Raw genomic sequence first — 22,266 nt, forward strand, 5'->3', positions numbered from 1 at the left:
ATTACTACCGAACGATTCGTTCTGGCGTGATAAGATCCTTCGCTCCGCTCAGGATGACGGGCGGGACAGGCGGCGTTCTAATACCCGAAAATCTCTTCCAGGGTAAGTTGCTGGACCTGGCCGTACTTGGCCAGCTCCTTGAAATTGAGGCGGTCTTTGGAGCCTATCACCAGAATGGTCTGGTTCTGGCCTTTCACGCGGGCCTGCTGAAACTTCTGCAGGTCCTGGAAGCTCATGTTGGGCGTCTGCTCATACACGTCGCGGCGCAGATCGTAGTCGAGGCCGAGGCGGCGGGCACGCTCGTAGCTGAGCAGGATGTCGGCCTTGGTGATGCGCTCCGTGGCGATGCTGTTGCGGATAGCGTTCTTGGCGATTTGCAGGTTGGCTTCGGCCACGGGCATGTCGTTGAGCAGGGTGTTCATGCCGGCCATGGCCTCGGGCAGCTTGTCGCTCTGCGTGCCGATGTAGCTGAGGTTGTAGCTGCTGCGGCCGGCCTTGTCGGCGTTGGCGTAGCGCGACGAGGCCGAGTAGGCCAGGGCCTTGCTCTCGCGCAGCTCCTGAAACACGATGCTGCCCATGCTACCTCCGAAATACTCGTTGTAGAGGCTAGTAGTCGGCACCAGGGTTTTGTCGTAGAGGGTGCCTTTGGTCAGGAACAGGATTTCGGCCTGCACCATGTTGTAGTCCACCCAATACACCTTGCGCTGGTTCATAGCCTGCTCCGCGAAATCCTTAGCCGCCGGGGTAGGGGTGAGCTTAGCCGGGCCGCGGTGGTATTTTTGTAAGGCATCTGTTATGCCTGGCAGAATTATTACAAGGTTGTCTGGGTATTTCTTACTCTCTTCTAAAGACGCCTTACTGTCTTCGGTATTAACAGGTCGCGGCCCGTAGTACAGCACGCGGTGCTGGTAGGTCGGGATGGTTTTGATGGTGGCGGTGAGCTGCTCGGGTTTCAGGGCCTTTAGTTCTTTCTCACTCAGCTGCGTGGTGAAGGGGTTTTGGGGGCCGTACTTGGCGAAGTTCACCATGGCTTGGCTCAGAATCACCTGCTTGTTGAGCTTGGCATCCTGACGCGACTTCAGCACGCCAGCCACCATGTTCTTGAGGGCGGCGGCATCGGGCTTGGGCGCGGCCAGCAAGCTCTCAAATAGCTGCAGCGCCTTTTCGAAGTTGCTGTCGAGGCCGGAGAGGCTGACGGTGGTGCGGTCCTGCCCGCTCTGCACCGCGAAGGAGCAACCCAGCTTGTAGAACTCCTGCTGCAGCTGCGCGGCCGTGTATTTGTCGGTGCCCAGGTACTGCAGGTAGTCGGTGGCGAGGCCCAGCTTGGGGTCGTTGTTGGTGCCCAGGTCGAGCACGTAGAACAGGTTGAAGAGGTTGTTTTCGGTGTTGTGGGTGTAGTACACCGGCATGCCCGAAGCCAGCTTCACTTCCTGAATGTCCTTCTTGTAATCCACGAACACCGGCTGCAGCTCGGGGCTGCTCAGGCCGGTTACCTGCTTGTAGAAGTCGGAGGCCACTTCGCGGTTCACGGGCACCGGCGTAATAGCCGGCTTCACCACTTTCACGGCGTTGGCATCTTTGCCGGTGCGCTTGTAGATGGCCGCGTAGCCGGGGCCATAATACTGCTGCGCCACCCGCATCACCTCTTCCTTGGTGATGGTGCCGAAGTCGTCAATCTGCTTCAGGTAGTCCTTCCAGTCCTCGCGGGCCACGAAAGCCGCCACAAAGGCGCCGGCGCGGGCCTCGTTGTTTTCGTAGCTTTTGGTGCGCTGCAACTGCTCGTTGTTGATGATGGCCGGAATCAGCCAGTCGGGGAAGTCGCCCTTTTTCACCTTGTCGAGCTGGGCGAGCAGCAGGTCGCGCACCTCTTCCAGCTTCTGGCCCTGGCGGGGCGTCGCGTAGAGGATGTGCGAAGAGTAGTCGTTGTTGATGTCGGTGAACGAAGCGGCCTGCAACACCTTCTGTTGCTGGTTGAGGTTCAGGTCAATCAGACCGGCCTGGCCGTTGCTCAGGAGCTTGTCCACCATGCGCAGCACCAGCGCCTCGCGGGTGGTCGTGCCGGGGAAGCGGAAGCCGAGCATCACGTTTTCGGCGTCGGGCCCCACAATCTGCGTCACGAGGGGTGCCGTGATGGGGGCTTCCTGGGCGGGCGTGAAGGCCGGCACCGGCTTGCTCTGCAGCTTGCCGAAATACTGGTCGATTACGCGGATGGTCTGGTCGTAGTCCAGGTCGCCGCTGAGGCAGAGGGCCACGTTGTTGGGCACGTAGTATTTGTCGAAATACCGTTTAATCTCCGTGATGGACGGGTTTTGCAGGTGCTCGATGGTGCCGATGGTGGTCTGGGTGCCGTACTCGTGCTTCTGATAGAGGCTGCGGTTCAGGGCCTCGTACTGCTTGCTGAAGTCGTTGTCGAGGCCGCGGTTTTTCTCCTCGTACACGGCTTCCAGCTCGGTGTGGAACAGGCGCGGCACCATCTCGCCCAGCCGCTCGCTCTGGATGGCGGCCCACTTCTCCAGCTGGTTGCTCGGAATATCCTCTTGGTACACCGTCTGCTCCACCGAGGTGTAAGCGTTGGAGCCCTTGGCCCCGATGGCGCCCATCACCTTGTCGTACTCATTCGCCACGGCGTACTTGGCCGCCACGCCGGAAATCGAGTCGATCTGGTGGTAGGTGCGCTTGCGGGCGGCGGGGTCGTTGCGCTGGGCGCGGTACTGCTCGTAGAGCGCCTCAATCTTGGTCAACTCCGCTTTTTCGGCCTGCCAGTTCTGCGTGCCCAGCTTGGAAGTGCCCTTGAACACCATGTGCTCGAGGTAATGCGCGAGGCCGGTGGCAGTAGCCGGGTCATTTTTGGAGCCGGCGCGCACGGCTAAGTAGGTCTGGATGCGCGGTGCGTCGTCGTAGTCGGAGAGGTAGACGGTCAGGCCGTTATCCAGCGTGTAGATGCGCGCTTTGAGCGGGTCGCCTTCCACGGTTTGGTACTGGTATTCCTTCTGCTTGGGCGCTTCCGGGCTGGTGGCTGAGGTGCTGGCTGCTGCCGTAGCGGCGGGCTTGCTGGTCTGGCATTGCGTAAGACCGAGCGTGGCCAGGGCCGGAATAAGAAGCAGAAGCGGTTTTTTCACAGGAAGGCCAGCGCGGAAAGCAGAGCGGGAAGGAAATTAAGGAACCAAAGATAGGCGGCCCCCCCGGGAATAAAAAGCTCCGCCGCAGCCCTTCCGGCGCGAAGTGCGAAAAAATGCTTATGAGAATCACGGATTGCTCCGGATTGATTGGATTGGTCGGATTTTGGGAACGGTGCGCGGTAACGAGAAGCTTTTGCTCGGTACCTCGCTACTGGCTGCTACGCCAGTAATTCCCGCTGCTAATGGTAACGAACACCGTTCAACGATACGTGAAGAAAGAGCTGCGCGCTACACTACGCTGGCCACAGAATCCGTAATTTAGTCGACGTCGAGGCCGAGCTTCTGCTTCATCTCGCCCAGCATCGGATACTTCTCCATCAGGTAGTCCATCTTGTCGGTGGAGGTGTAGAGCTTGCGGCCGGTTTCCACCCGTTCCACTATTTCCACCGTCACGTTCAGGCGCGGGTAGCCGGAGCGGCGGCGCAGCTCGCCCAGGAACTCGGCCCGCAGCTCATTGAACAGGTCTTCCTGCACCGGGTTGTCGACGCGCAGCAGAATCATGTGCTGCTCGTTGGCCTGCACCGGGCGGTTGAGCAGGCTGTAGTGCATCATGCTGACGGGCTTGCGCTCCTCGGTCAGCTCTTTCCACACGCGCTGCAGTACCTCGTCGTTGATAACTGGAAGACCAGTAACGGGGCCGCTGGGCTCGGCGTCGGTGGCGGCTTTGCCGGCGGCGGCCTTCTGCTCCATCTGGGCCTTCATGGCGCTCAGGCTGCCCAAACCGGGGAGCTTGGTGCCGAGGCCCAGGGGTATGCCGGCCGGCGGCATCCCGGGGCGGGGCGGAGGCATGGGCGCGGCCGTTACGGCCATCTGGCCCGGCTCGTGGCCGGCAATGCTGGGTGCCCCGATTTCCACGTGCGGTACGGTGTCGCGCAGCTGCCGGGTGGTGGGCACCTGGGTGGCCGTTTCGTCCTCGATGCTGGGTGTGTCGTGCAGCTCTTCCACGCCGCTTTCCACCGGCACAATAGGCTCGGGGTCAGCTGGGGCGTGGGCTAGTTGGCTATCTTCTACTCGTGGCTGGCTGTTGGCTGCCAGTGGCGCTGGAGCGGGTGCGACATAGCCGTTGGAGCGACCATAAGCGGCTGGCGTTTCGGCGGTGCCGTCGGCTACGAGCTGGCCGTTGGCGGCTGTTGGAGCGGCCGGAGCCGGCGACACAGCTGCCGCAACTGGCGCGGTGGCGGCCGGAGCAGGCGTTACGCTACTCGTTACGCTACTTTTTTTTTTCACCTCGCCGTTGGCGGCTGGGATGGCCACGCCGCCTTGCAGGTCGCGGGCAAACTGCACGGCGCTGTTGAGGTAGGCCAGCTTCATGAGCGTGAGCTCCACGTGCAGGCGCTGGTTTTTAGCCTGTTTGAATTCCCGGTCGCAGAGGCTCACCAGGTTCAGGGCCGAGAGCAGGAAAGGCAGGGGCGCATCCTGAGCCTGCTGCACGTAGCGCGCCCGGATGTTGTCGGACACCTCCAGCAGCTGCACCGTCACGGAGTCTTTGCACACCAGCAGCCCGCGCAGGTGCTCGGCCGCGCCCACCACAAAGTTGTGCAGATCGAAGCCCTGCTGCATCACCTCATCCAGCAAGAGCAGCGTGGCCGACAGGTTTTCGGTCAGCAGGGCGTCAATCAGCCGGAAATAGTACTCGTAGTCCAGAATGTGCAGGTTCTGCACCACGTCCTGATAGCGCAGATTGTGGCCCGAGAAGGTCACCATCTGGTCGAACATGCTCAGGGCGTCGCGCAGGCCGCCATCAGCCTTTTGGGCCAGTAGGTGCAGGGCGTCGTCTTCGGCCTGAATCTGCTCCTGGGTGGCCACGTAGCGCAGGTGGTTGCGCATGTCGTCCACCTTGATGCGGTTGAAGTCGAAAATCTGACACCGCGACAGGATGGTCGGAATAATCTTGTGTCGCTCGGTGGTAGCCAGGATGAAGATGGCGTAGCTCGGCGGCTCCTCCAGCGTCTTGAGGAAGGCGTTGAAGGCCGCATTCGAGAGCATGTGCACTTCGTCGATGATGTACACCTTGAAGCGGCCCTGCTGCGGCGCGTAGCGCACCTGCTCCACCAAACTGCGGATGTCCTCGACGGAGTTATTGGAGGCCGCATCCAGCTCGTGGACGTTGAACGAAGCGTTTTCCTGGAAGGCCCGGCACGACGAGCATTTGCCGCAGGCTTCCAGATCGAAGGGCGTATTGTCGGGGTCGGCGGCACTGAGCAGCGCGTCGGGCACGATGTCGGGCTGCTGCTGAATCAGCTCGGAAACCGGCCGGCTTTTGCGCACGTGCTCTTCTACAAACTCGCAGTTGATGGTTTTGGCCAGGATCCGGGCGCAGGTGGTTTTGCCCACGCCCCGGGGGCCGCAGAACAGAAACGCCTGGGCCAGATGCTGGCTGGCAATGGCGTTCTGCAGGGTGGTGGTAACGTGCTGCTGCCCCACCACGCTGCGAAACGTGGCCGGGCGGTACTTACGGGCCGAAACAACAAAATTTTCCATACGAGCTAGGGGCAAAGATACGCAACCGCCCGCCCGATTCCGCCCGTTTGCCGCTCTCGGTTGCCGGATTTCCCGCCTGATTTCGGCCAGCAGAATAACCACATGATGATGTGATTATGATTATATTTAATAGAATTTATTTTCTATTTGTGCGCCGTCATTTGGCTGGCTTCCACCCGTGTCGGCAGATGCTTTGCTTGCTGCCTGTGAAGTGGCAACAAGCTGTATGTGTTCGACTTGGGGCAATGCAGCCGGCCCCAACGGTGAAGGTTCGGCTGTCAGTTTCGTTTCCTCTATTCGCCTCGCTCATGAAACACCCCGTTCTGTTGCCGCTGCTGGGCGGCCTGCTGTTGGCCACCGCTGCCATTGCCCAGCCTTCCGTGCCCGCTGCCCCCGCGAAAGCCGCCTCCGACACCTATTTCGGGGTGAAGGTGGACGACCCGTACCGCAACCTGGAGAACCTGCAGGACCCCGCCGTGGCTTCCTGGATGAAGGCCCAGAGCGAGTACGCCCGCCGCACCCTTGATGCTATTCCGGGCCGGCAGGGCCTCATCGACCAGATGGTGGCCATCGACAAGCGCAAGGCCGCCCGCGTATCGGACCTGCGCGTGGCCGACAACGACCGGTACTTCTACTACAAATCCCGCCCCCAGGACCAGCAGCCCAAGCTCTACTGCCGCGACGGGTACAAGGGTGCGGAAGTGCTGCTCTTCGACCCCGAAAGCTTCGAGCCGGGCAAGGTGTACAACATCAACGGCTTCGCGCCCAGCCCCGATGGCTCTAAGGTGTCGTTTGGAGTGAGTGAGAAGGGCACCGAGCTGGGCCGCACGCTGATTATCGACGTGAAAACCCGCAAGCTCTACCCCGAGCAGATTCCGCTAAACCGCGGCGGCGGCGAGTGGCTGCCCGACAACCAGACCCTGGCCTATCTGCCCTACAACAACGGCGACCTGAAGGACATGGCCGCCCGCCAGAACACCCAGTGCCGCCTGCACCGCCTGGGCACGCCCGTGGCCCAGGATCAGCCCATCTTCTCCAATCAGCTTTACCCCAAGCTCGGCATCAAGCCCTCCGACTACCCCTACGCGGGCATCGACCGGGACACCAAGCTGGCCTACGGGTTCCTGTACTCCGTGGACCGCTATATAAACGTGTTCTTCGCCCCGGCAGCGGCCCTCACCAAGCCCAATATCCCGTGGCAACCCCTGTTTCGGCCCGCCGATGAAGTCACCAACTTCGTGACCGACGAGCAGCACATCTACTTCGTGACGTCTCGCAACACGCCCCGCCAGAAGCTCATGCGCATGCCCGCCGCCCGGCCCAACGTAGCCACGGCCGAAGTGCTGGTACCCGAAAGCGCCGACGAGTCGATTATGGACGAGCAGCTGAAATCCACCAAAGACGGTGTGTACTTCGTGCGTAGCCGTAATGGGGTGGAGGCCCGGCTGTATTTCGTGCCCCGGGGCTCGAAGGCCGCGCAGGAGCTGAAGCTGCCCCAGCCGGCCGGCCGGATTGAGCTGACCAGCAAAAATGCGCAGTCATCGGACGTGTGGGTGACGCTGGGCGGCTGGACCACCGACCGGCAACGCTACCGCTACAGCCCGGCCAGCCGGCAGTTCACGCCGGAGCCGTTGTCGTCGGAAGCGCAGTACCCGGAGTTTACCGGGCTGGTGGTGGAAGAAGTGCTGGTGCCCTCGCACGATGGAGTGCAGGTACCACTGTCGTTGGTGTATAAAAAGGGCTTGAAGCGCGACGGGGCGGCGCCCACGCTCATGGTAGGCTACGGGGCCTACTCCGTTTCGATGGAGCCCACGTTTATGCCTCCGTTCCTGCTCTGGACGCAGCAGGGCGGCGTGCTGGCCGTGCCCCATGTGCGCGGCGGCGGCGAGTTGGGCGAGGCCTGGCACAAGGCCGGCCAGAAAACCACCAAGCCCAACACCTGGAAAGACCTCATTGCCTGCGCCGAGTACCTGACCAAGAACAACTACACCGCGCCCGGAAAAATTGCCATCAACGGCGGCAGCGCCGGCGGCATCCTCATCGGTAGGGCCATGACCGAGCGGCCCGACCTGTTTGCCGTCGCCATTCCGGAAGTGGGCTGCCTGAACGCCGTACGCATGGAAAACTCGCCCAACGGCCCCGTCAACGTGCCCGAGTTCGGCACGATGACCAAGGAGGACGAGGCCAAGGCGCTGCTGGAAATGGACGCCTACCACCACCTCAAGCTCGGCACCCAGTACCCCGCCACCCTCGTCACGGCCGGCTTCAACGACCCGCGCGTCATTGCCTGGCAACCGGCCAAGTTTGCCGCCCGTCTGCAAGCCAGCAACGCCGGCAGCAAGCCCGTTCTGTTCTTCACCGATTACGAGGCCGGCCACGGCATGGGCGATTCCCGCCTCAAGCAGTTCGAAAGCATTGCCGACCTCATGGCGTTTGGGCTTTGGCAAACCGGTGCCCCAGCGTTCCAGCCGGATAAAGTAGCCGTGAAATAGGATGTCATTCCGAACGGAGTGAGAAATCTGGATTCGACTTCTGGATTTTACCACAGATTCCTCGCTCCGTTCGGAATGGCAAACGGGAACATTTTCAGCCGTAGGCAACGTTTACCGGCTGATGTGCGTACATTCGCACCCCGCTATTCGTGGCGGGTATCGTTCTTTCTAATCTGGGGCCGACCGGAATTGACAGCTAGTGCATGTCGCGAGTAAGCGTGTCGGGAGTTGGATGAATCTCCCGCAAAAAAGCCGTCCAAAACACAACTGGCGAGTATAGCTACGCCATGGCTGCCTAGTTTAGAACTAAGCACTGTCATCGTCCCGCACCCGTATTCCTTCTCACGGGTGAGTTCGGGGCGTCGTAAGAGTTAGGATAGTGTAGGTGGCGCTGTGACGCCTGCGCGAAACTCAAACAGATAAGGGGAAATCAAGGGCCTGATGTGCGCCTGGTTTCTCTCGAAAATTCAAGCATAGATACACACGTAGAAAGCTCGACGCCTTCCTTGTCTGGACCAGGGTTCGAATCCCTGCGGCTCCACTGAAACCCGCTCTGCATCTTGCAGGGCGGGTTTTTTATTTTCAGCCAACATTTCTGTCCACAGCCTGATGAGAGCAGCAAATTCCGTGGCCTGACACCAGTTTCACCAAAAAGTTGCGTCAAATAGGAGCCGATAGCCAGAAATTCTGCGGGCTTTGTTATCTTGCTGAGGCTATGAAACATGGGCTGACCTACCTGTTGCTGCTGTTATGCACGTTCGCCGCTGAGGCCGCCCGGCCTCCGGTAGCTGCTGAGCCGCGCATTCCTCAGTTCCGCATCTCCAAACTGCCGGCTGCGCTGCACGCCACCTGGTTGGGCATGCCTCGGCAGCAGTTCCGCAATCTGGTGCCCGAGCAGCGCTTAGGTGCGCCATCAGCCATCAGCTATTTCAGCCGCTCCGACGAAACCCTGACGCTGGGCGGCTACCGCATCACCGGCATCAGCTACGGCTTCTACAAAGACCAGCTTTGCTGCATCGAGGTGCGGGTGCTGGGCGAGGCCAACTGCCGGGGTATTCAAGCATTGCTGGCCAAAGCTTACGGCCCCGCCGCCACGGCTTCCGGCCAATACTGGCAAAATCCGCAGCTGCGCCTGCAATACTCCGAGATGCCCAAAGGTTATGCCACGCTGCTTCTGGCCAGTCCTTCGTTGCTGGCGCAGTTTCAGGCCGAGCAGCAGCCTCGCAACCAAGCAGTATAAAGCGTCTTTCAGGCCATGCATACTGCAGAAACAAAGTCTGGCTTTACGGCTGGACTTTTTTGTTTTGCGGCAGTTATGCCGGCTTCGATTTTAGGTCGTAAAGGCCATTTGCTACCAGCTTATAACACTGGAATTTTATATATAAAATGCTGAATGTCAGAATTATGAACAAGAAATAAGTGAGTAAAATCGAGTCGGTGCAGCTGGCTAGCCGTATGAGGATGCAGAGGCTACCGCACATCTGCCGGTGCCTACTTATCCCACTTGTTTTGTCTTTCCTGATTATGAAAAAGTCTTTGCTTTTCGCCGCCCTTCTGCTTTCCACTGCTGTAGCTGCTTCGGCTCAAGTATCTCCTTCGGTACCGCAACGCGGCGGCACCATGAACCAGACCACAGTATCGCCGGCCACGCCATCGAACCCCGGCACCCTCGACCAGCGCACGCCTACTACCACAAGCCCTACCCAGATGGGAACCGGCACTACCGTTCCCGGCCAGATGGGCACGGGCACCATCGTAACGGACCGTCCGGTCATGCAGCAGCCTGCTACCATGCAGGACCCAGCTATGAACCAGCGCACCACCACGGTTCCGAATCCCGCCGCTACGCGTCGCCAGCGCACTAACACGCGCCGCACGAACACCACCACTACCACGGTGCCCCCGCAGCGTTAGACAACAAGCATTTAGCAACAAAAAAGGCCGCTCCCGAACAGGAGCGGCCTTTCTTGTTATCGGAAGTCACGCCGAAACTATCCTTCCAACTTGCCGCCGGACTGCAGTAGCAGGTCGCCGAGGTCGCGCAGGCCGGCCTGCAGGTCGGCGGGGGCAGTGGCGGCGGCCTGGTTGGTTTGGGCGCCCAGCATGCTGAGCGAGCGGCCAATGGCGGTGCCATCCAGCGAACCGCTGCTCAGCAACGATTGCAGATTGCCAATTTCGCGGCCGATGTCCTGCAAAGCGGGCTCGCCGCTTTGCAGCAATTGCTGCTGCCAGGTTTCGGTGTTGTCGATGGCGGCGCTGACGGGAATGCCCGTAAGGCCGTTTTTCAGGGAATGGACAGTGGCGTTAAGCAGGTCGTTGGCCATGATGAATGAAACGGTGACGATGAAAGATAAAGCAGCCGCGCCGGCCTACCGGAAATTAACCGGCCGGTCCGGCCGCAGCCGACTTGCGTGGTTTACGGGATTTGGCGGCAACTGGCTGGCCTGCTTCCGGAAAGATTGGGGGCACGTAGCCGGCAGGGGCCGCCGGCACCAGAGCCAAGTTGCGCAAAATGCTACACGCCCGATGGGCGCTGGCTTCCTTGTCCTTTATTTCCAGCATGATGTCTACATCCAGACCCTGTAGCTGCTGCAGAAAATCCTGGAACAGGTCTTCTTCCATGGCACTTACGTGCTTGCCTTTCCGCTCGCCCCGGGCCTGGGAGCTGTAGTCCATCATCATCACGCCGTCGCGGGTGGGGTGCCAGGTGGCGGCGGCCAGGCGCAGGGCTTCGGCCATGGGCTCGCCGTGGTTGAGGCACTCGTGATGGAAGTTGTCGAACAGAATGGGCAAGCCAGTGGCGGCGTGCAGTTGCAGGCAGTCCTGCAGGCTGAAAAGCCGGTCGTCGTTTTCGACCACCACCCGTATCTGCACCGCAGGCGGCAGCGTGTGCCACACCGCAATGAAACGGGCAATGGCCGCTTCCCGGTCGCCGTAGAGGCCGCCCAAGTGAATCTGCAGCTTGGCGGTACTGTCGAGGCCCATCAGATCCAGCATCGAGCCCTGGTACACCAGCTCGGCAATGCTGCGCTGCACGATGTCGGGGTTGGGCGAATTGAGCACCACAAACTGGTCAGGGTGCAGCGAGATGCGCATCCCGTGGGCTTTGATATAGTCGCCGAGGGCGCGGAATTCAGCGGCAAAGTGGGTTTGCCAGGGAAAGGTATTGACGGCGTGCGAGGCAAACGGCACGATGTCGGAGCCGATGCGGAAGAACAGCAGGCCGTGCGCCACGTTGTACTCCAGAATGCGTCGCAAACAGGCCAAATTAGATGCCACGGTCTGCACCAACCGCTCTTCGTAATAAGAAGCCAGCCGGAACGTGGACGCTGAAGTGCAATCCAGCGAGTTATTCATGCACGGATAACCGATTTTCATCTTCGGGCTTACGGTAGGGCAGGTGGGCGGGTTGACGGCATGACAAGTCCTGCCATACCACCTGCTGTTTTACCTCACCTCATAGCCGCGGTTGTCCTTGAAGTTTTTGTTGTACTTCAGGCGGGCTTTGCGGGCCTGCTCGGCGGCTTCCTGGGCCCGGATTTCCTCCATCTTGCGCCGCTCCTGGCCGGCGCGCGAAAACTGCTCGTAGATGAGGCTGACGGGGCTGGCCAGAGTGGGGGCCACCGCCCGGGGCGCAATAGTGTCTACTGGAAACAGCGGCCGGGGCGCCGGTGGGCGTTTCGCGGCGCTGGCAGGGGCAGTGCTGGGGCGGTTAATATTGCGCAGGGCCCGGTTGATGGCGGCGCGGTCGGGGCGCCCTTCGGTCACGCGGACTTCGCCCAGCAGCACACTGTCGCGCACCATCATCACCTGCATCACCAGCTGCGAAAGACCCGTGCCGCCCAGCGGTATGCGGCGAGTCCGGAAGCCCAGAGCCCGGAATACCAGCGTGTCGCGGTTGCTGACATCCAGCCGGAAGTCGCCTTCCTGATCGGCGATGGCGCCGCGGCCGGTGCCCTGCACGATAATGGCCGCGCCCGGAATGCTGCGGCTCGTGCCGGCCTCCAGCACCGAGCCCGACACCCGCACCTGGGCGGCCGCAGTACCCGACATAAGCAGCAACAGGATCAGCCCCAGGCTGCCTGCCAGCAGACGCCCAAACGCCTTCGGCAGCAAACAAAACCGCAGCAGGCTGCGCAAACACACAATCAGAAAGCTCATCAACCAGAAATAAGGCCAGCAACCGGCAAGGTAGCCAACAACAGAGCCAAAAAAAGCCCGGACCGTTGCAGGTCCGGGCGTTTTCGGCGGTCAGGAATCTGGAACCGACAAAATAAAGATCCGCACCGACGAGCAGTGCGGATCTTTAGCAGGTTGCCCGGGGCAGCCGGAGCCTCCCGGCGGGCGACTACTCTACTTTGGTTTTGTCGCCGTCTTCGGTTTTGGCTTTCATCGTGCCGTCGTCACCGTCAACTTTCATCTTGTTGCCTTCTGCGTCTTTGATTTTTACGTCGCCGTCGGCCGACACCTTCACCTTGCTGCCGTCGGCACCTTTGGTTTTGCCTTCCTCCATGCTCATTGAGCTATTCGAGGCCGAAGCATCGGTGCTCATGTCCGACGTGCTGCTCATGTCATCCATGTACATATCGTCGCGGTACTCCATGCGGCTGGTTTCGTAGGCCGAGTACTGGGTGGGGTCGGTGAACACCGACTTCATCTCCGTGTCGGCATCCATGTAGGCAGTGCGCATAGCGGCGGCCATGCCGGTGGTGTCGGTGGCGTACTGGGTCTGCAGCTCGCCGAGGCGCTTGCCCCGGTTGATGTACACGGTGCGCACCTTTTCGCGGGTGGCATCGTCGAACTTCATTTTAGCGGCCATAGCGGCAGCAATCCGGTCGGCGCGCTGCTGAATGGCGTCGTCCGAATACGACGTGGTGGTCGTCGTCGTGGTCGTCGTCATGCCATCGGTGGTGGTGGCCGTTTCGGTGGTTTTGTTGTCGGAGCACGAAGCCATGGTGAAGGCAGCCGCAGCAGAGAGCAGGAAAAGGGTCTTTTTCATGACAGAGAGGGATTGTGGAAAAGGGAGAGAGTAGGGTAGGAAAAATCCAATGGCGCGTATACGGGTCCGCCTGAAATTCAGTTGCGGCCGGCCATAGCTACACCTCCTTACCCGGACTCCCTGATCCGGTAACGCCTCATTCCTCTCCTGATTCAATTCTCTGTAAAGGCACTACCTGCCGCCGCACCACAGCCGCGCCGTAGCCCGCTGGCGTGGTTTTGCTGCACTGCGGCCGGCGCTGGTAGTTAGTCGGTGGTGGATAGGTTGGCCGGGGTAGAGGCTGATGCGGGTGGCCGGGACGTGACATCCGTCTGAGGAACGGGCGACGCCGGCAGCCTGCCTACCGGCGACAGTGCCTGCAATTCTCGCTCGGTAGCTTCCTGCACACGTCGGGTGGCGGGCAGCGTAGAGGCCGCCGGGCGCGTCCGGGCAGCGGGCACATACGGCGTCACGCGGGGCGTCCGGATGCGCGCGGCCACGTTCGTGTCGGTCGTGACCTTGGCCGGCAGCGGCTTATCGAGTTGGGGCTGCCGGCTCCGGTAGGTGAGGGGGCCTTTTGCGGCGGGCGCGTACAGCGTGGTATCGATGGGTGCTGAGCTGCCAACAGAGGATGTGGAGCCGGGCACCGTGTTGCCGTAGCAGCCGGCCAGCCCGATGGCCGTACTCAGCCACAACGGGCGCCAAAGAACAGGCTTCATACAAGAAATACAAAAAGGTGACGGCAGCCGACATCGTGTCGGTTGCCGGCCGGCTGCCGCGTAGAAAAGCGTCTGGTGGCCGGCTTTGTTTGGCTTACGCCCGACGCAGCTCGAACACGGTGATTTCGGGCAGGAAGCCCACCCGGCCGGGGTAGCCGAGGTAGCCCAGGCCGGTGTTCACGTAGAGATACTGCTGGCCCTGCTTGTAGAGCCCGGCCCACTGCCGGTACACGTACTGCACGGGGCTCCACTTGAAGAAGGGCAGATTGACGCCAAACTGCATGCCGTGGGTGTGGCCCGAAAGCGTCAGGTCGACGTCCGGAAACTCGGGCCGCACCTGCGCGTCCCAGTGGGAAGGGTCGTGGGAGAGCAGAATCTTGAACGGCGCGCTGGGGTCGGCGGCAGCGTGGGCCTTGGCCAGGTCGCCGTACTTGGGGAAGCGCATGGCCGCGCCCCAGTTCTGAATGCCCAGAATGGCAATCTTCTCGCCGTCGCGCTCAATATGGTGAGCTTCATCCAGCAGCAGCTTCCAGCCGATTTTGGCGTGGTTGCTCTTGAGCCGGTCGAGGTTGGCGGCCTTGGCCGCGGCGCCGCCCTGCTCGGTCCAGTCCACGTAGTCGGCGTAGTCGTGGTTGCCGAGGATGGACAGCTTCTGCAGCTTGCTCTGGATCTGGGCCAGCGTGTCGATGTGGTCTTCTACCTCGGTAGCAATGTTGTTGACTAGGTCGCCGGTCATCACCACCAGGTCGGCGTTTTGCTGGTTGATGAGGGCCACGGCGCGCTGCAGCGGCTCGGTGGAGGCGAAGCTGCCGGTGTGCAGGTCGGAAATCTGCAGTAGCTTGAACCCGTCGAACGAGGCCGGCAGGTTGGGGAAGCGCAGCGTCACGCGCTTCACGCGGTAGTCGGTGGCACCTTTGAGCACGCCCCAGGCCAGCGCTACAAACGGCACGGCAGCCGTTACGAGGGCAATTTTGCTCAGAAACTCACTCCGCGAAATGCCCGCGCCGGCCGCGCCGGCCGGCTGACCCGAAAAGCGCTGCGCCAGCGTGCGGATGCCGCGCACCAGGTCTTCGGGAAACAGAAACAGCAGCACCACCACCTTGGCCAGCAGCAAGCCCAGCAGCATACTGGTCAGGTAGGCTTTGTAAGGGGCGTGGCCCTGGGCCCGGGTGGCCATGGCCCAGATGGCAATGCCCCAGAGCAGCACCGTCAGGAGCCAGTAGAGGAAGTCGGCGGTTTTGCGCGTGACGGGGGAAGCGCTGTGGAGGGCCGTGCGGACGGCTTGGAAGCCATACCATTCGGCGGCCAGAAACAGCAGCAGAAACAGAATACCAGAAAGGGAACGAAGCATATTGGGGGTAGAAACCTGACCGGCCGGAATTGGTTCACCGGCCCGGCCTGCCAGGGCTGACGAAAGAACGGGGTTTTTACTTTACTTGCCGGCTCCCTGCAACCTCAGTGCCGTATGCAAGCCGTTGACAATCTGTCTGAAAATAATCCGGCGACGGAAACCGCCGCTGTGCCTTACCAAACCCCCGCGTCATTCGGTATCAAGAGCTGGGCCGAGGAAGACCGGCCCCGCGAAAAGCTGATGCAGAAGGGCCGCGCGGCCCTCTCCGACGCCGAACTGCTGGCCATTCTGCTGGGCTCTGGCACCGCCAAGCTCTCGGCCGTGGACGTGGCCAAGCTGGTGCTGAGCGCCGCCCAGAACGACCTCAACGCCCTGGCCCGCTTCTCGCTGAAAGAGCTGATGCGCCAAAAAGGCATTGGCGAGGCCAAGGCCATTACCATTATGGCGGCGCTGGAGCTGGGCCGCCGCCGCAAGGAAGCCGACGCCCCGGCCCGCACCACCATCACCTGCTCCCGCGACATTTACCGCGTGGTGCAGCCCCACCTGCAGGATCTGCCCCACGAAGAGTTTTGGGTGGTGCTGCTGAACCGGGCCAACGTGGTGATGCGCACCGTCAGCATCAGCCGCGGCGGGGTGGCCGGCACCGTGGCCGACCCGAAGCTGATTTTCAAGGAGGCGCTGGAGCAGCTGGCCTCGTCGGTCATTCTGGTGCACAACCACCCCAGCGGAAACCGCAACCCCAGCGCCGCCGACATTGCCCTCACCCGCAAGCTCAAAGATGCCGGCCAGTTCCTCGACCTGCCCATCCTCGACCACCTCATCTACACCGATGCCGGCTACTTCAGCTTCGCCGACGAAGGCATGCTGTAGCTCGGGAAAAGCCCCCCGCCCGCTGTAGAGACGCGTACTCGCGTCTCGTCGTTGCTGATGTTGAACGTCGGATGCGCCCCCGAAGCACCGCCGGCACGATGTAGAGACGCAATACTTTGCGTCTCGTCGTTGCTGATGTTGTTTAACCGGCGCAGCTCCAGTCGTTCAACGACGAGACGCAAAGTATTGCGTCTCTACACTTCCCGCCAAGACGAAACACTCCGCAGCCAGTACCTTTGCGCCCATGCGTATCAACCCCAAACTGCTCATCGGCCTCGGCCTGCTACTTGTAATCGGCTATTTCCTGCAGGACCTCGTCTTCAACGACGACCAGTACGCCGCTCGCCTGCGCAAAGCCCGCACCGAGAAAGACAACAGCTTCCGGCTCGTGAAAGGCTCGCCGCTCAGCGAGGAGCAGCGCAACACCTTCGACAGCCTGAAATACTACGTCCCCGACCAAGCGTACCGCTTTGAGGCGCAGCTGGAGCCGTTTGCGCAGCGCGACACCGTGGAAATGCCCCTCACCAACGGCAAAGCCGACAAGTACCTGCGCTGGGGCCGGGCCAGCTTCATCCTCAGCAAGCAGGAATACAAACTGACGCTATTTCTGAAGGCCGACGGCAAAGATTCCACCCTGTTCGTGCCCTTCACCGACCGCACCAACGGCCGCGGCAGCTACGGTGGCGGCCGCTACCTCGACGCCACCCGCCCCGCCCCCGGCGATACCGAAATCGTGCTCGACTTCAACGCCGCCTACAACCCGTTCTGCGCCTATAACGACGGTTTCGCCTGCCCCGTCCCGCCCCAGGACAACCGCCTGGCCGTAGACATTCCGGCCGGCGAGAAGGCCTACAAAGAGTAATGTAGCACGGAGTTCAGTCAGTAGCTCCCCCGCACTGCCGACCAAGTTGCGCAATGGTATGGAGCTACGGACTGAAGTCCGTGCTACACTTTTCGGCCGCTACATCAAATCCGTACCTTTGCTGAACTGACGCACCCGCAACGGTGCCAACGCTCCCAGGGCTGAAGCCCTGGGCTATGTAGCATTTAACGCTGGCCGCTGACTAGCCCAGGGCTTTAGCCCTGGAAACTCCGGGCCGCCTGTGCCATCAGCGAATACCTAATCATTGACTCCACATGAAAATATCCTACGACTGGCTCCTCACCCTGATTCCGACCGATAAACCCGCCGAGGAAATCGGCCAGCTCCTGACGGGCTCCGGGCTGGAAGTGGAAGGCATTGAGGAGCTGGAAAGCATTCCGGGCGGCCTGCGCGGCGTGGTGCTGGGCACGGTGCTCACCTGCGAAAAGCACCCCGACGCCGACAAGCTAAGCCTTACTACCGTGGATGTGGGCGACGGCCAGCCGCGCCAGATTGTTTGCGGCGCCGCCAACGTGCGCGCCGGCCTCAAAGTGGTGGTGGCCCTGGATGGCGCCATGCTCTACCCGGCGCAGGGCGAGCCGTTCAAAATCAAGAAAAGCAAAATCCGCGGCGCGGCCTCCGAAGGCATGATCTGCGCCGAGGACGAAATCGGGCTGGGCACCTCGCACGCCGGCATCATGGAGCTGGACACCGACCTGCCCAACGGCACGCCTGCCGCCGACTACTTCGGCCTGGGCTCCGACTCGGTATTCGAAATCGGGCTGACCCCAAACCGCGCCGACGCCGCCTCGCACTACGGCGTGGCCCGCGAGCTGCGCGCTTTGCTGCGCCAGCCCTGCCAGCTTCCCGACCTCAGCCAGTTCAAAGCCCCCGCTGAGGCCGCGCAGAACATTAAGGTAACTATTGAGGACACCGAAGCCAGCCCGCGCTACGCCGGCCTGCTGCTGGAAGGAGTGCAGGTAGGCCCCTCGCCGGAGTGGCTGCAGCGCCGCCTGCGCAGCATCGGCCTCTCGCCCATCAACAACGTGGTGGACGTCACCAATTTCGTACTGCACGAGCTGGGCCAGCCCCTGCACGCCTTCGATGCCGACCAGATTACCGGCAACCACATCCGCGTGAAGCGCGCCGAGGCCGGTGAGAAGTTCACTACCCTCGATGGCACCGAGCGCACCCTGCGCACCGAAGACCTGGTTATTGCCGACGCGAATGGCGCGCCAATGGCGCTGGCCGGCGTGTTCGGCGGCAAAACCTCGGGCGTGAGCGAGGCCACCACCCGCGTGTTCCTGGAAAGCGCCTACTTCCAGCCGGCGGCCGTGCGCAAAACCGGCCAAGTGCATCAGCTCAAAACCGACGCTTCCTTCCGCTTCGAGCGCGGCACCGACCCCAACATGGTGCTGATTGCCCTGAAACGGGCAGCCCTACTACTGCAGGAAGTGGCTGGCGCTACCATCGTGGCGCCCATCGTGGACGAATACCCGACTGCCATCGGGCACGCGCTGGTGCGGCTGCGGCTGCCCCGCGTGGAGAAGCTGGTGGGCCAGTTCATTGCGCCGGAGCGCATCCGCCAGATCCTCACCGACCTCGACATCCTCATCAGCGAGGAGCTGACCGACGAAGCCGGCCACGCCGAGTGGATTCTGAGCGTGCCGCCGCACAAGGTAGACGTGACCCGCGAGGCCGACATCATCGAGGAAATCCTGCGCATATACGGCTACAACCACGTGGCGCTGCGCCCGCACAACTCGGCCACTTACCTGGCCAGCTTCCCCAATCCCGACCCCGAAATCATCCGCCAGAACACGGCGCGGCTGCTCAGCGGCCAGGGCTTCTCCGAAATCATCACCAACTCCATCACCAACTCGCTGTACTTCGAGAAGGAAGGCGAGACTGATGAGACGCTGGTTCGCCTGCTCAACTTCAACAGCGCCGACCTGAACGTGCTGCGCCCCAGCTTACTGCCCAGCGGCCTGGAAGTGGTGCGCCACAACGTCAACCGCCGCCAGCGCGACCTGAAGCTCTACGAATTCGGCAAAACCTACCACCTGAAGCCCGACGGCAGCTACGAAGAGCGCAATAAGCTGGTGCTCTACCTGACCGGCAACACCGCGTCCGAAACCTGGCAGCAGAAATCCGAGAAAAGCAGCTTCCACCAGCTGGCCGGGGCCGTGCAGCAGGTGCTGGCGGCGCTGGGCTTCCCGGCGCCCACCTCGCAGCCGGTGCAACACCCGCAGCTGGCCGGCGGCCTCACGCTGCTCGCCCAGAACCAGCCCGTAGCGCAGCTCGGTGCCGTGTCGGGCGTGTGGCTCAAGAAGCTCGACGTGAGCCAGCCGGTGTGGTACGCCGAGCTGGACTGGGACTGGCTGATGCGCAAGTACAAGAACAGCCTCGCGGCCCGCGAGCTGCCCAAGTTCCCGGAAGTGCGCCGCGACCTGAGCGTGGTGGTGGACAAAACCGTCACCTTCGATCAGCTCCAGCAGATTGCCCGCCGCACCGAGAAGAAACTCCTGCAGCAGGTGAACGTGTTCGACGTGTACGAAGGCCCCAACCTGGGCGAAGGCAAGAAGAGCTACTCGGTCAGCTTCCTGCTCCAGGACAGCACCCAAACCCTCACCGATCAGGCCATCGACTCGGTGATGAACCGCCTCATCCAGCAGTTCGAGCAGCAGGCCGGGGCCCTGATCAGGAAGTAAACGCCTGTCATTCCGACGAAGGAGGAATCTGGATGGAATCGGTAAAGCGGTTCTACTCAGATTCCTCCTTCGTCGGAATGACAAAAGGTTTGGTGCGGAAGATTTACCCAAGCTGCCTAACTTCAACCCAAACAAAACCAAAAAAATGGCTTCCTCCCAGCAGCTTGCTCAACTAGACCGCCTGGAGCGGCAGGTGAACACCTTAGTGACTGCCTATCAGCAGTTGCGCGAGGAGCTGGCCGATGCCCAAACCACCGTGCAGCAGCTCCGGGCCGACGTGCGCGACCGGGAGCGGCAGCTGAAGGATTTCCACAATCAGGAGAATATCACTAAACTTGTCAATACCATAGCCGGTGAACCGGCCAATGTCAACGAGCTGAAACTGCGCCTCAACGAATACATCCGCGAAATAGATAAGTGCCTTGCCTATTTGAGGGAGTAACCTGACCATCCCCAAACTCCACCCACGACTGCTCCCATGAGCGAACTATCCATTAAAATCCGCATTGCCGAACGGGACTATCCCATGCGCGTCGAGCCTCAGGACGAGGAGCGGCTGCGGATGGCAGGCCGGTTGCTGGGTGAGCGGATCAAGGAATTTCGCGAGCAATACGGCATTCAGGACAAGCAGGATCTGCTGGCCATGATTGCCTTGTCCACGATGGCTGACCGCCTGAAAGTCAGTAAGGAAAAAGATGGTACCGACACGGTTCTGACCGAGCGCCTTGCGCGCCTCGATGAACTACTGTCGGGAGTGGTGCTCGTCTGAAGATCCAGACGGACGCACCTGCGTAGTACTGCAGCTTGAAACCCCGGTGGCGCAAACGGCGCAGCGGGGTTGTTTGACATGTGGCCTGTTCACTGAGGTATGGCTTTCTCTTCCTCTTCCAACATCATAGCCCATGTCCACTACTCTTTATATTGCTCTAGCCGCCGTGCTGGCCCTTGTGGTCGGCATCGTGGTGGGGCGCCTCTTGGCTGGCAAAACCAACCAGGACCACGAAGCCGAAGCTAAAACCCGTGCCCAACAGCTGCTGGCCGAAGCCGAGCAGCAGGCCACCCGCACCCGCGACGAGCGGATTCAGCAGTCGAAAGACAAGTTCCGCACCCTCAAGCAGGAGTGGGAGCAGGAGAGCCGCCGCCAGAAGCTGGCCCTCGACCAGGAGCTGACCGAGCGCCGCGCCACCGTGGTAGAGCAGGAGCAGGCCATCAAGAAACTCACCGACACCACCCAGCGTCAGCTGGAGCAGATCCAGCGCAAGGAAACCGAGCTGGACGCCACCCGCGAGCGAATCGAAACTCAGTCGCAGCAGCAGCGCGAGAAGCTGGAAACGCAGGAGGAAAAGCGCAAGGCCGTCTTGGAAAATCAGCTGGCCAAGCTGGAGCAGCGCGAGCAGGAGGTAGAAGCCGAGCTGGCCGAAACCCGCCAGGAGCTAACCGAAAAGCTGCAGCAGGTAAACACGCAGCTGGAAGCCATTTCGGGCCTGACGGCCGCCGAAGCCCGCGAGCAGCTGGTGGAGTCGCTCAAAAACGAAGCCCAGATTCAGGCCAGCTCCTACATCAAGGACGTGGTGGCCCAGGCCAAGCTTTCGGCCACCAAAGACGCCAAGAAAGTGGTGCTGGAAACTATCCAGCGCACCGCTGCCGAGCACGCCATCGAGAACTGCGTATCGGTGTTCAACATCGAGAGCGACGACGTCAAGGGCAAGATTATCGGTCGTGAGGGCCGCAACATCCGGGCCCTGGAAGCCGCTACTGGTGTCGAAATTATCGTGGACGACACGCCCGAGGCCATCATCATCTCGGGCTTCGATCCGGTGCGCCGCGAGGTAGCCCGCCTGAGCTTGCACCTGCTGGTGAAGGACGGCCGAATTCACCCGGCTCGTATCGAGGAGATTGTGGCCAAAACCCGCAAGAACATCGACGAGGAAATCGTGGAAATCGGGGAGAAAACCATCATCGACCTCGGCATCCATGGCCTGCACCCCGAGCTGATTAAGATGGTGGGCCGCATGCGCTTCCGCAGCAGCTACGGCCAGAATCTGCTCCAGCACTCGCGCGAAGTCGCCAACCTCTGCGCCACCATGGCTGCCGAAATGGGCCTCGACGTGAAGAAAGCCAAGCGCGCCGGCCTGCTCCACGACATCGGCAAAGTAAGCACCGAAGAGCCCGAGTTGCCCCACGCAATTCTGGGCATGGAGATGGCCAAGAAGTACAAGGAGCACCCCGACGTGGTAAACGCCATCGGCGCCCACCACGACGAAATTGAAATGACGGCCATGATTTCGCCGCTGGTGCAGGCCTGCGACGCCATTTCGGGCTCGCGCCCCGGTGCCCGCCGCGAGATGATGGAGAGCTACATCAAGCGCCTCAAGCAGCTGGAAGAAACCGCCAACGGCTTCAAGGGCGTAAACCAGTGCTTCGCCATCCAGGCCGGCCGCGAGCTGCGCGTGATGGTGGACGCCGAGAACGTGACGGACGAGCGCGCTTCGGAGCTGAGCTACGAAATTTCCCAGAAAATCGAGAAGGAAATGCAGTACCCCGGCCAGATCAAAATCACGGTTATCCGCGAAATGCGTGCCGTGGCCTACGCCAAGTAAGCGTGTAGCATAGGCTTCAGCCT

General features: G+C 61.4%; 17 protein-coding genes and 1 other RNA gene. 10 read left to right on the top strand and 8 right to left on the bottom strand.

The genetic code is table 11. The annotated features are described in order from the left end of the window. Window positions 1–77 precede the first annotated feature (77 nt). Window positions 78–3,119, bottom strand: a complete 3,042-nt coding sequence (locus O3303_RS18470; protein ID WP_269559845.1) for a M16 family metallopeptidase — start codon at window positions 3,117–3,119, stop codon at window positions 78–80. A 318-nt stretch (window positions 3,120–3,437) separates the two neighbouring features. After that, entirely contained in the window at window positions 3,438–5,660 is a 2,223-nt protein-coding gene (gene dnaX / locus O3303_RS18475) for a DNA polymerase III subunit gamma/tau (protein ID WP_269559846.1), read from the bottom strand. A gap of 308 nt (window positions 5,661–5,968) precedes the next feature. Here dnaX and O3303_RS18480 point away from each other — a divergent pair, with 308 nt between their 5' ends. The 4 genes from O3303_RS18480 (at window position 5,969) to O3303_RS18495 (ending at window position 10,066) form a co-directional block, all read left to right on the top strand. After that, window positions 5,969–8,152, top strand: a complete 2,184-nt coding sequence (locus O3303_RS18480; protein ID WP_269559847.1) for a prolyl oligopeptidase family serine peptidase — start codon at window positions 5,969–5,971, stop codon at window positions 8,150–8,152. Between the two features lie 175 nt (window positions 8,153–8,327). Beyond that, window positions 8,328–8,696: a transfer-messenger RNA gene (gene ssrA, locus O3303_RS18485) on the top strand. Between the two features lie 171 nt (window positions 8,697–8,867). Continuing rightward, window positions 8,868–9,392, top strand: coding sequence for a hypothetical protein (locus O3303_RS18490; RefSeq protein ID WP_269559848.1), 525 nt, complete (start codon window positions 8,868–8,870; stop codon window positions 9,390–9,392). A gap of 284 nt (window positions 9,393–9,676) precedes the next feature. Then, on the top strand, window positions 9,677–10,066 hold the full coding sequence (locus tag O3303_RS18495) for a hypothetical protein (protein WP_269559849.1): 390 nt from the start codon (window positions 9,677–9,679) through the stop codon (window positions 10,064–10,066). Between the two features lie 77 nt (window positions 10,067–10,143). On the opposite strand, the gene O3303_RS18500 is transcribed toward O3303_RS18495, so the two are convergent. The 6 genes from O3303_RS18500 to O3303_RS18525 form a co-directional block, all read right to left on the bottom strand. After that, complete coding sequence (locus O3303_RS18500; RefSeq protein WP_269559850.1) at window positions 10,144–10,476, bottom strand: hypothetical protein; 333 nt, start codon at window positions 10,474–10,476, stop codon at window positions 10,144–10,146. Window positions 10,477–10,531: 55 nt separating this feature from the next. Next, entirely contained in the window at window positions 10,532–11,530 is a 999-nt protein-coding gene (uvsE, locus tag O3303_RS18505; RefSeq protein ID WP_269559851.1) for a UV DNA damage repair endonuclease UvsE, read from the bottom strand. Between the two features lie 69 nt (window positions 11,531–11,599). After that, complete coding sequence (locus tag O3303_RS18510) at window positions 11,600–12,313, bottom strand: carboxypeptidase-like regulatory domain-containing protein (protein WP_269559852.1); 714 nt, start codon at window positions 12,311–12,313, stop codon at window positions 11,600–11,602. 187 nt (window positions 12,314–12,500) lie between these two features. Continuing rightward, entirely contained in the window at window positions 12,501–13,151 is a 651-nt protein-coding gene (locus O3303_RS18515) for a hypothetical protein (RefSeq protein ID WP_269559853.1), read from the bottom strand. Window positions 13,152–13,396: 245 nt separating this feature from the next. Next, complete coding sequence (locus tag O3303_RS18520; protein WP_269559854.1) at window positions 13,397–13,849, bottom strand: hypothetical protein; 453 nt, start codon at window positions 13,847–13,849, stop codon at window positions 13,397–13,399. A gap of 94 nt (window positions 13,850–13,943) precedes the next feature. After that, complete coding sequence (locus O3303_RS18525; protein ID WP_269559855.1) at window positions 13,944–15,200, bottom strand: metallophosphoesterase; 1,257 nt, start codon at window positions 15,198–15,200, stop codon at window positions 13,944–13,946. 114 nt (window positions 15,201–15,314) lie between these two features. Here O3303_RS18525 and radC point away from each other — a divergent pair, with 114 nt between their 5' ends. The 6 genes from radC (at window position 15,315) to rny (ending at window position 22,243) form a co-directional block, all read left to right on the top strand. Beyond that, window positions 15,315–16,070 carry a RadC family protein gene (radC, locus tag O3303_RS18530; protein ID WP_434086407.1) on the top strand — a complete coding sequence of 252 codons (756 nt, stop codon included), beginning with the start codon at window positions 15,315–15,317 and terminating at the stop codon, window positions 16,068–16,070. A gap of 244 nt (window positions 16,071–16,314) precedes the next feature. Continuing rightward, the gene (locus tag O3303_RS18535) at window positions 16,315–16,932 is read left to right on the top strand and encodes a DUF1684 domain-containing protein (RefSeq protein ID WP_269559857.1); all 618 of its coding nucleotides are present in this window, start codon (window positions 16,315–16,317) and stop codon (window positions 16,930–16,932) included. A 275-nt stretch (window positions 16,933–17,207) separates the two neighbouring features. Next, a complete protein-coding gene (gene pheT, locus O3303_RS18540; RefSeq protein WP_269559858.1) occupies window positions 17,208–19,643 on the top strand; it encodes a phenylalanine--tRNA ligase subunit beta in 2,436 nt (811 codons plus the stop codon). Between the two features lie 145 nt (window positions 19,644–19,788). Continuing rightward, the gene (locus O3303_RS18545; protein WP_185887557.1) at window positions 19,789–20,085 is read left to right on the top strand and encodes a hypothetical protein; all 297 of its coding nucleotides are present in this window, start codon (window positions 19,789–19,791) and stop codon (window positions 20,083–20,085) included. 36 nt (window positions 20,086–20,121) lie between these two features. Next, window positions 20,122–20,412, top strand: coding sequence for a cell division protein ZapA (locus tag O3303_RS18550; RefSeq protein ID WP_044014150.1), 291 nt, complete (start codon window positions 20,122–20,124; stop codon window positions 20,410–20,412). Window positions 20,413–20,545: 133 nt separating this feature from the next. Then, a complete protein-coding gene (gene rny, locus O3303_RS18555; protein ID WP_269559859.1) occupies window positions 20,546–22,243 on the top strand; it encodes a ribonuclease Y in 1,698 nt (565 codons plus the stop codon). Window positions 22,244–22,266 lie beyond the last annotated feature (23 nt).

Origin of the sequence: Hymenobacter canadensis (genome assembly GCF_027359925.1) — a bacterium.
Lineage (GTDB): Bacteria > Bacteroidota > Bacteroidia > Cytophagales > Hymenobacteraceae > Hymenobacter > Hymenobacter canadensis.

Coding starts and splice junctions, on each gene's coding strand:
- O3303_RS18495 (WP_269559849.1), top strand. CDS start 9,677: ATGAAAAAGTCTTTGCTTTTCGCCGCCCTTCTGCTTTCCACTGCTGTA.
- O3303_RS18490 (WP_269559848.1), top strand. CDS start 8,868: ATGAAACATGGGCTGACCTACCTGTTGCTGCTGTTATGCACGTTCGCC.
- O3303_RS18510 (WP_269559852.1), bottom strand. CDS start 12,313: ATGAGCTTTCTGATTGTGTGTTTGCGCAGCCTGCTGCGGTTTTGTTTG.
- O3303_RS18515 (WP_269559853.1), bottom strand. CDS start 13,151: ATGAAAAAGACCCTTTTCCTGCTCTCTGCTGCGGCTGCCTTCACCATG.
- radC (WP_434086407.1), top strand. CDS start 15,315: ATGCAAGCCGTTGACAATCTGTCTGAAAATAATCCGGCGACGGAAACC.
- O3303_RS18480 (WP_269559847.1), top strand. CDS start 5,969: ATGAAACACCCCGTTCTGTTGCCGCTGCTGGGCGGCCTGCTGTTGGCC.
- O3303_RS18535 (WP_269559857.1), top strand. CDS start 16,315: ATGCGTATCAACCCCAAACTGCTCATCGGCCTCGGCCTGCTACTTGTA.
- dnaX (WP_269559846.1), bottom strand. CDS start 5,660: ATGGAAAATTTTGTTGTTTCGGCCCGTAAGTACCGCCCGGCCACGTTT.
- O3303_RS18500 (WP_269559850.1), bottom strand. CDS start 10,476: ATGGCCAACGACCTGCTTAACGCCACTGTCCATTCCCTGAAAAACGGC.
- rny (WP_269559859.1), top strand. CDS start 20,546: ATGTCCACTACTCTTTATATTGCTCTAGCCGCCGTGCTGGCCCTTGTG.
- O3303_RS18525 (WP_269559855.1), bottom strand. CDS start 15,200: ATGCTTCGTTCCCTTTCTGGTATTCTGTTTCTGCTGCTGTTTCTGGCC.
- O3303_RS18550 (WP_044014150.1), top strand. CDS start 20,122: ATGAGCGAACTATCCATTAAAATCCGCATTGCCGAACGGGACTATCCC.
- O3303_RS18545 (WP_185887557.1), top strand. CDS start 19,789: ATGGCTTCCTCCCAGCAGCTTGCTCAACTAGACCGCCTGGAGCGGCAG.
- O3303_RS18520 (WP_269559854.1), bottom strand. CDS start 13,849: ATGAAGCCTGTTCTTTGGCGCCCGTTGTGGCTGAGTACGGCCATCGGG.
- uvsE (WP_269559851.1), bottom strand. CDS start 11,530: ATGAAAATCGGTTATCCGTGCATGAATAACTCGCTGGATTGCACTTCA.
- pheT (WP_269559858.1), top strand. CDS start 17,208: ATGAAAATATCCTACGACTGGCTCCTCACCCTGATTCCGACCGATAAA.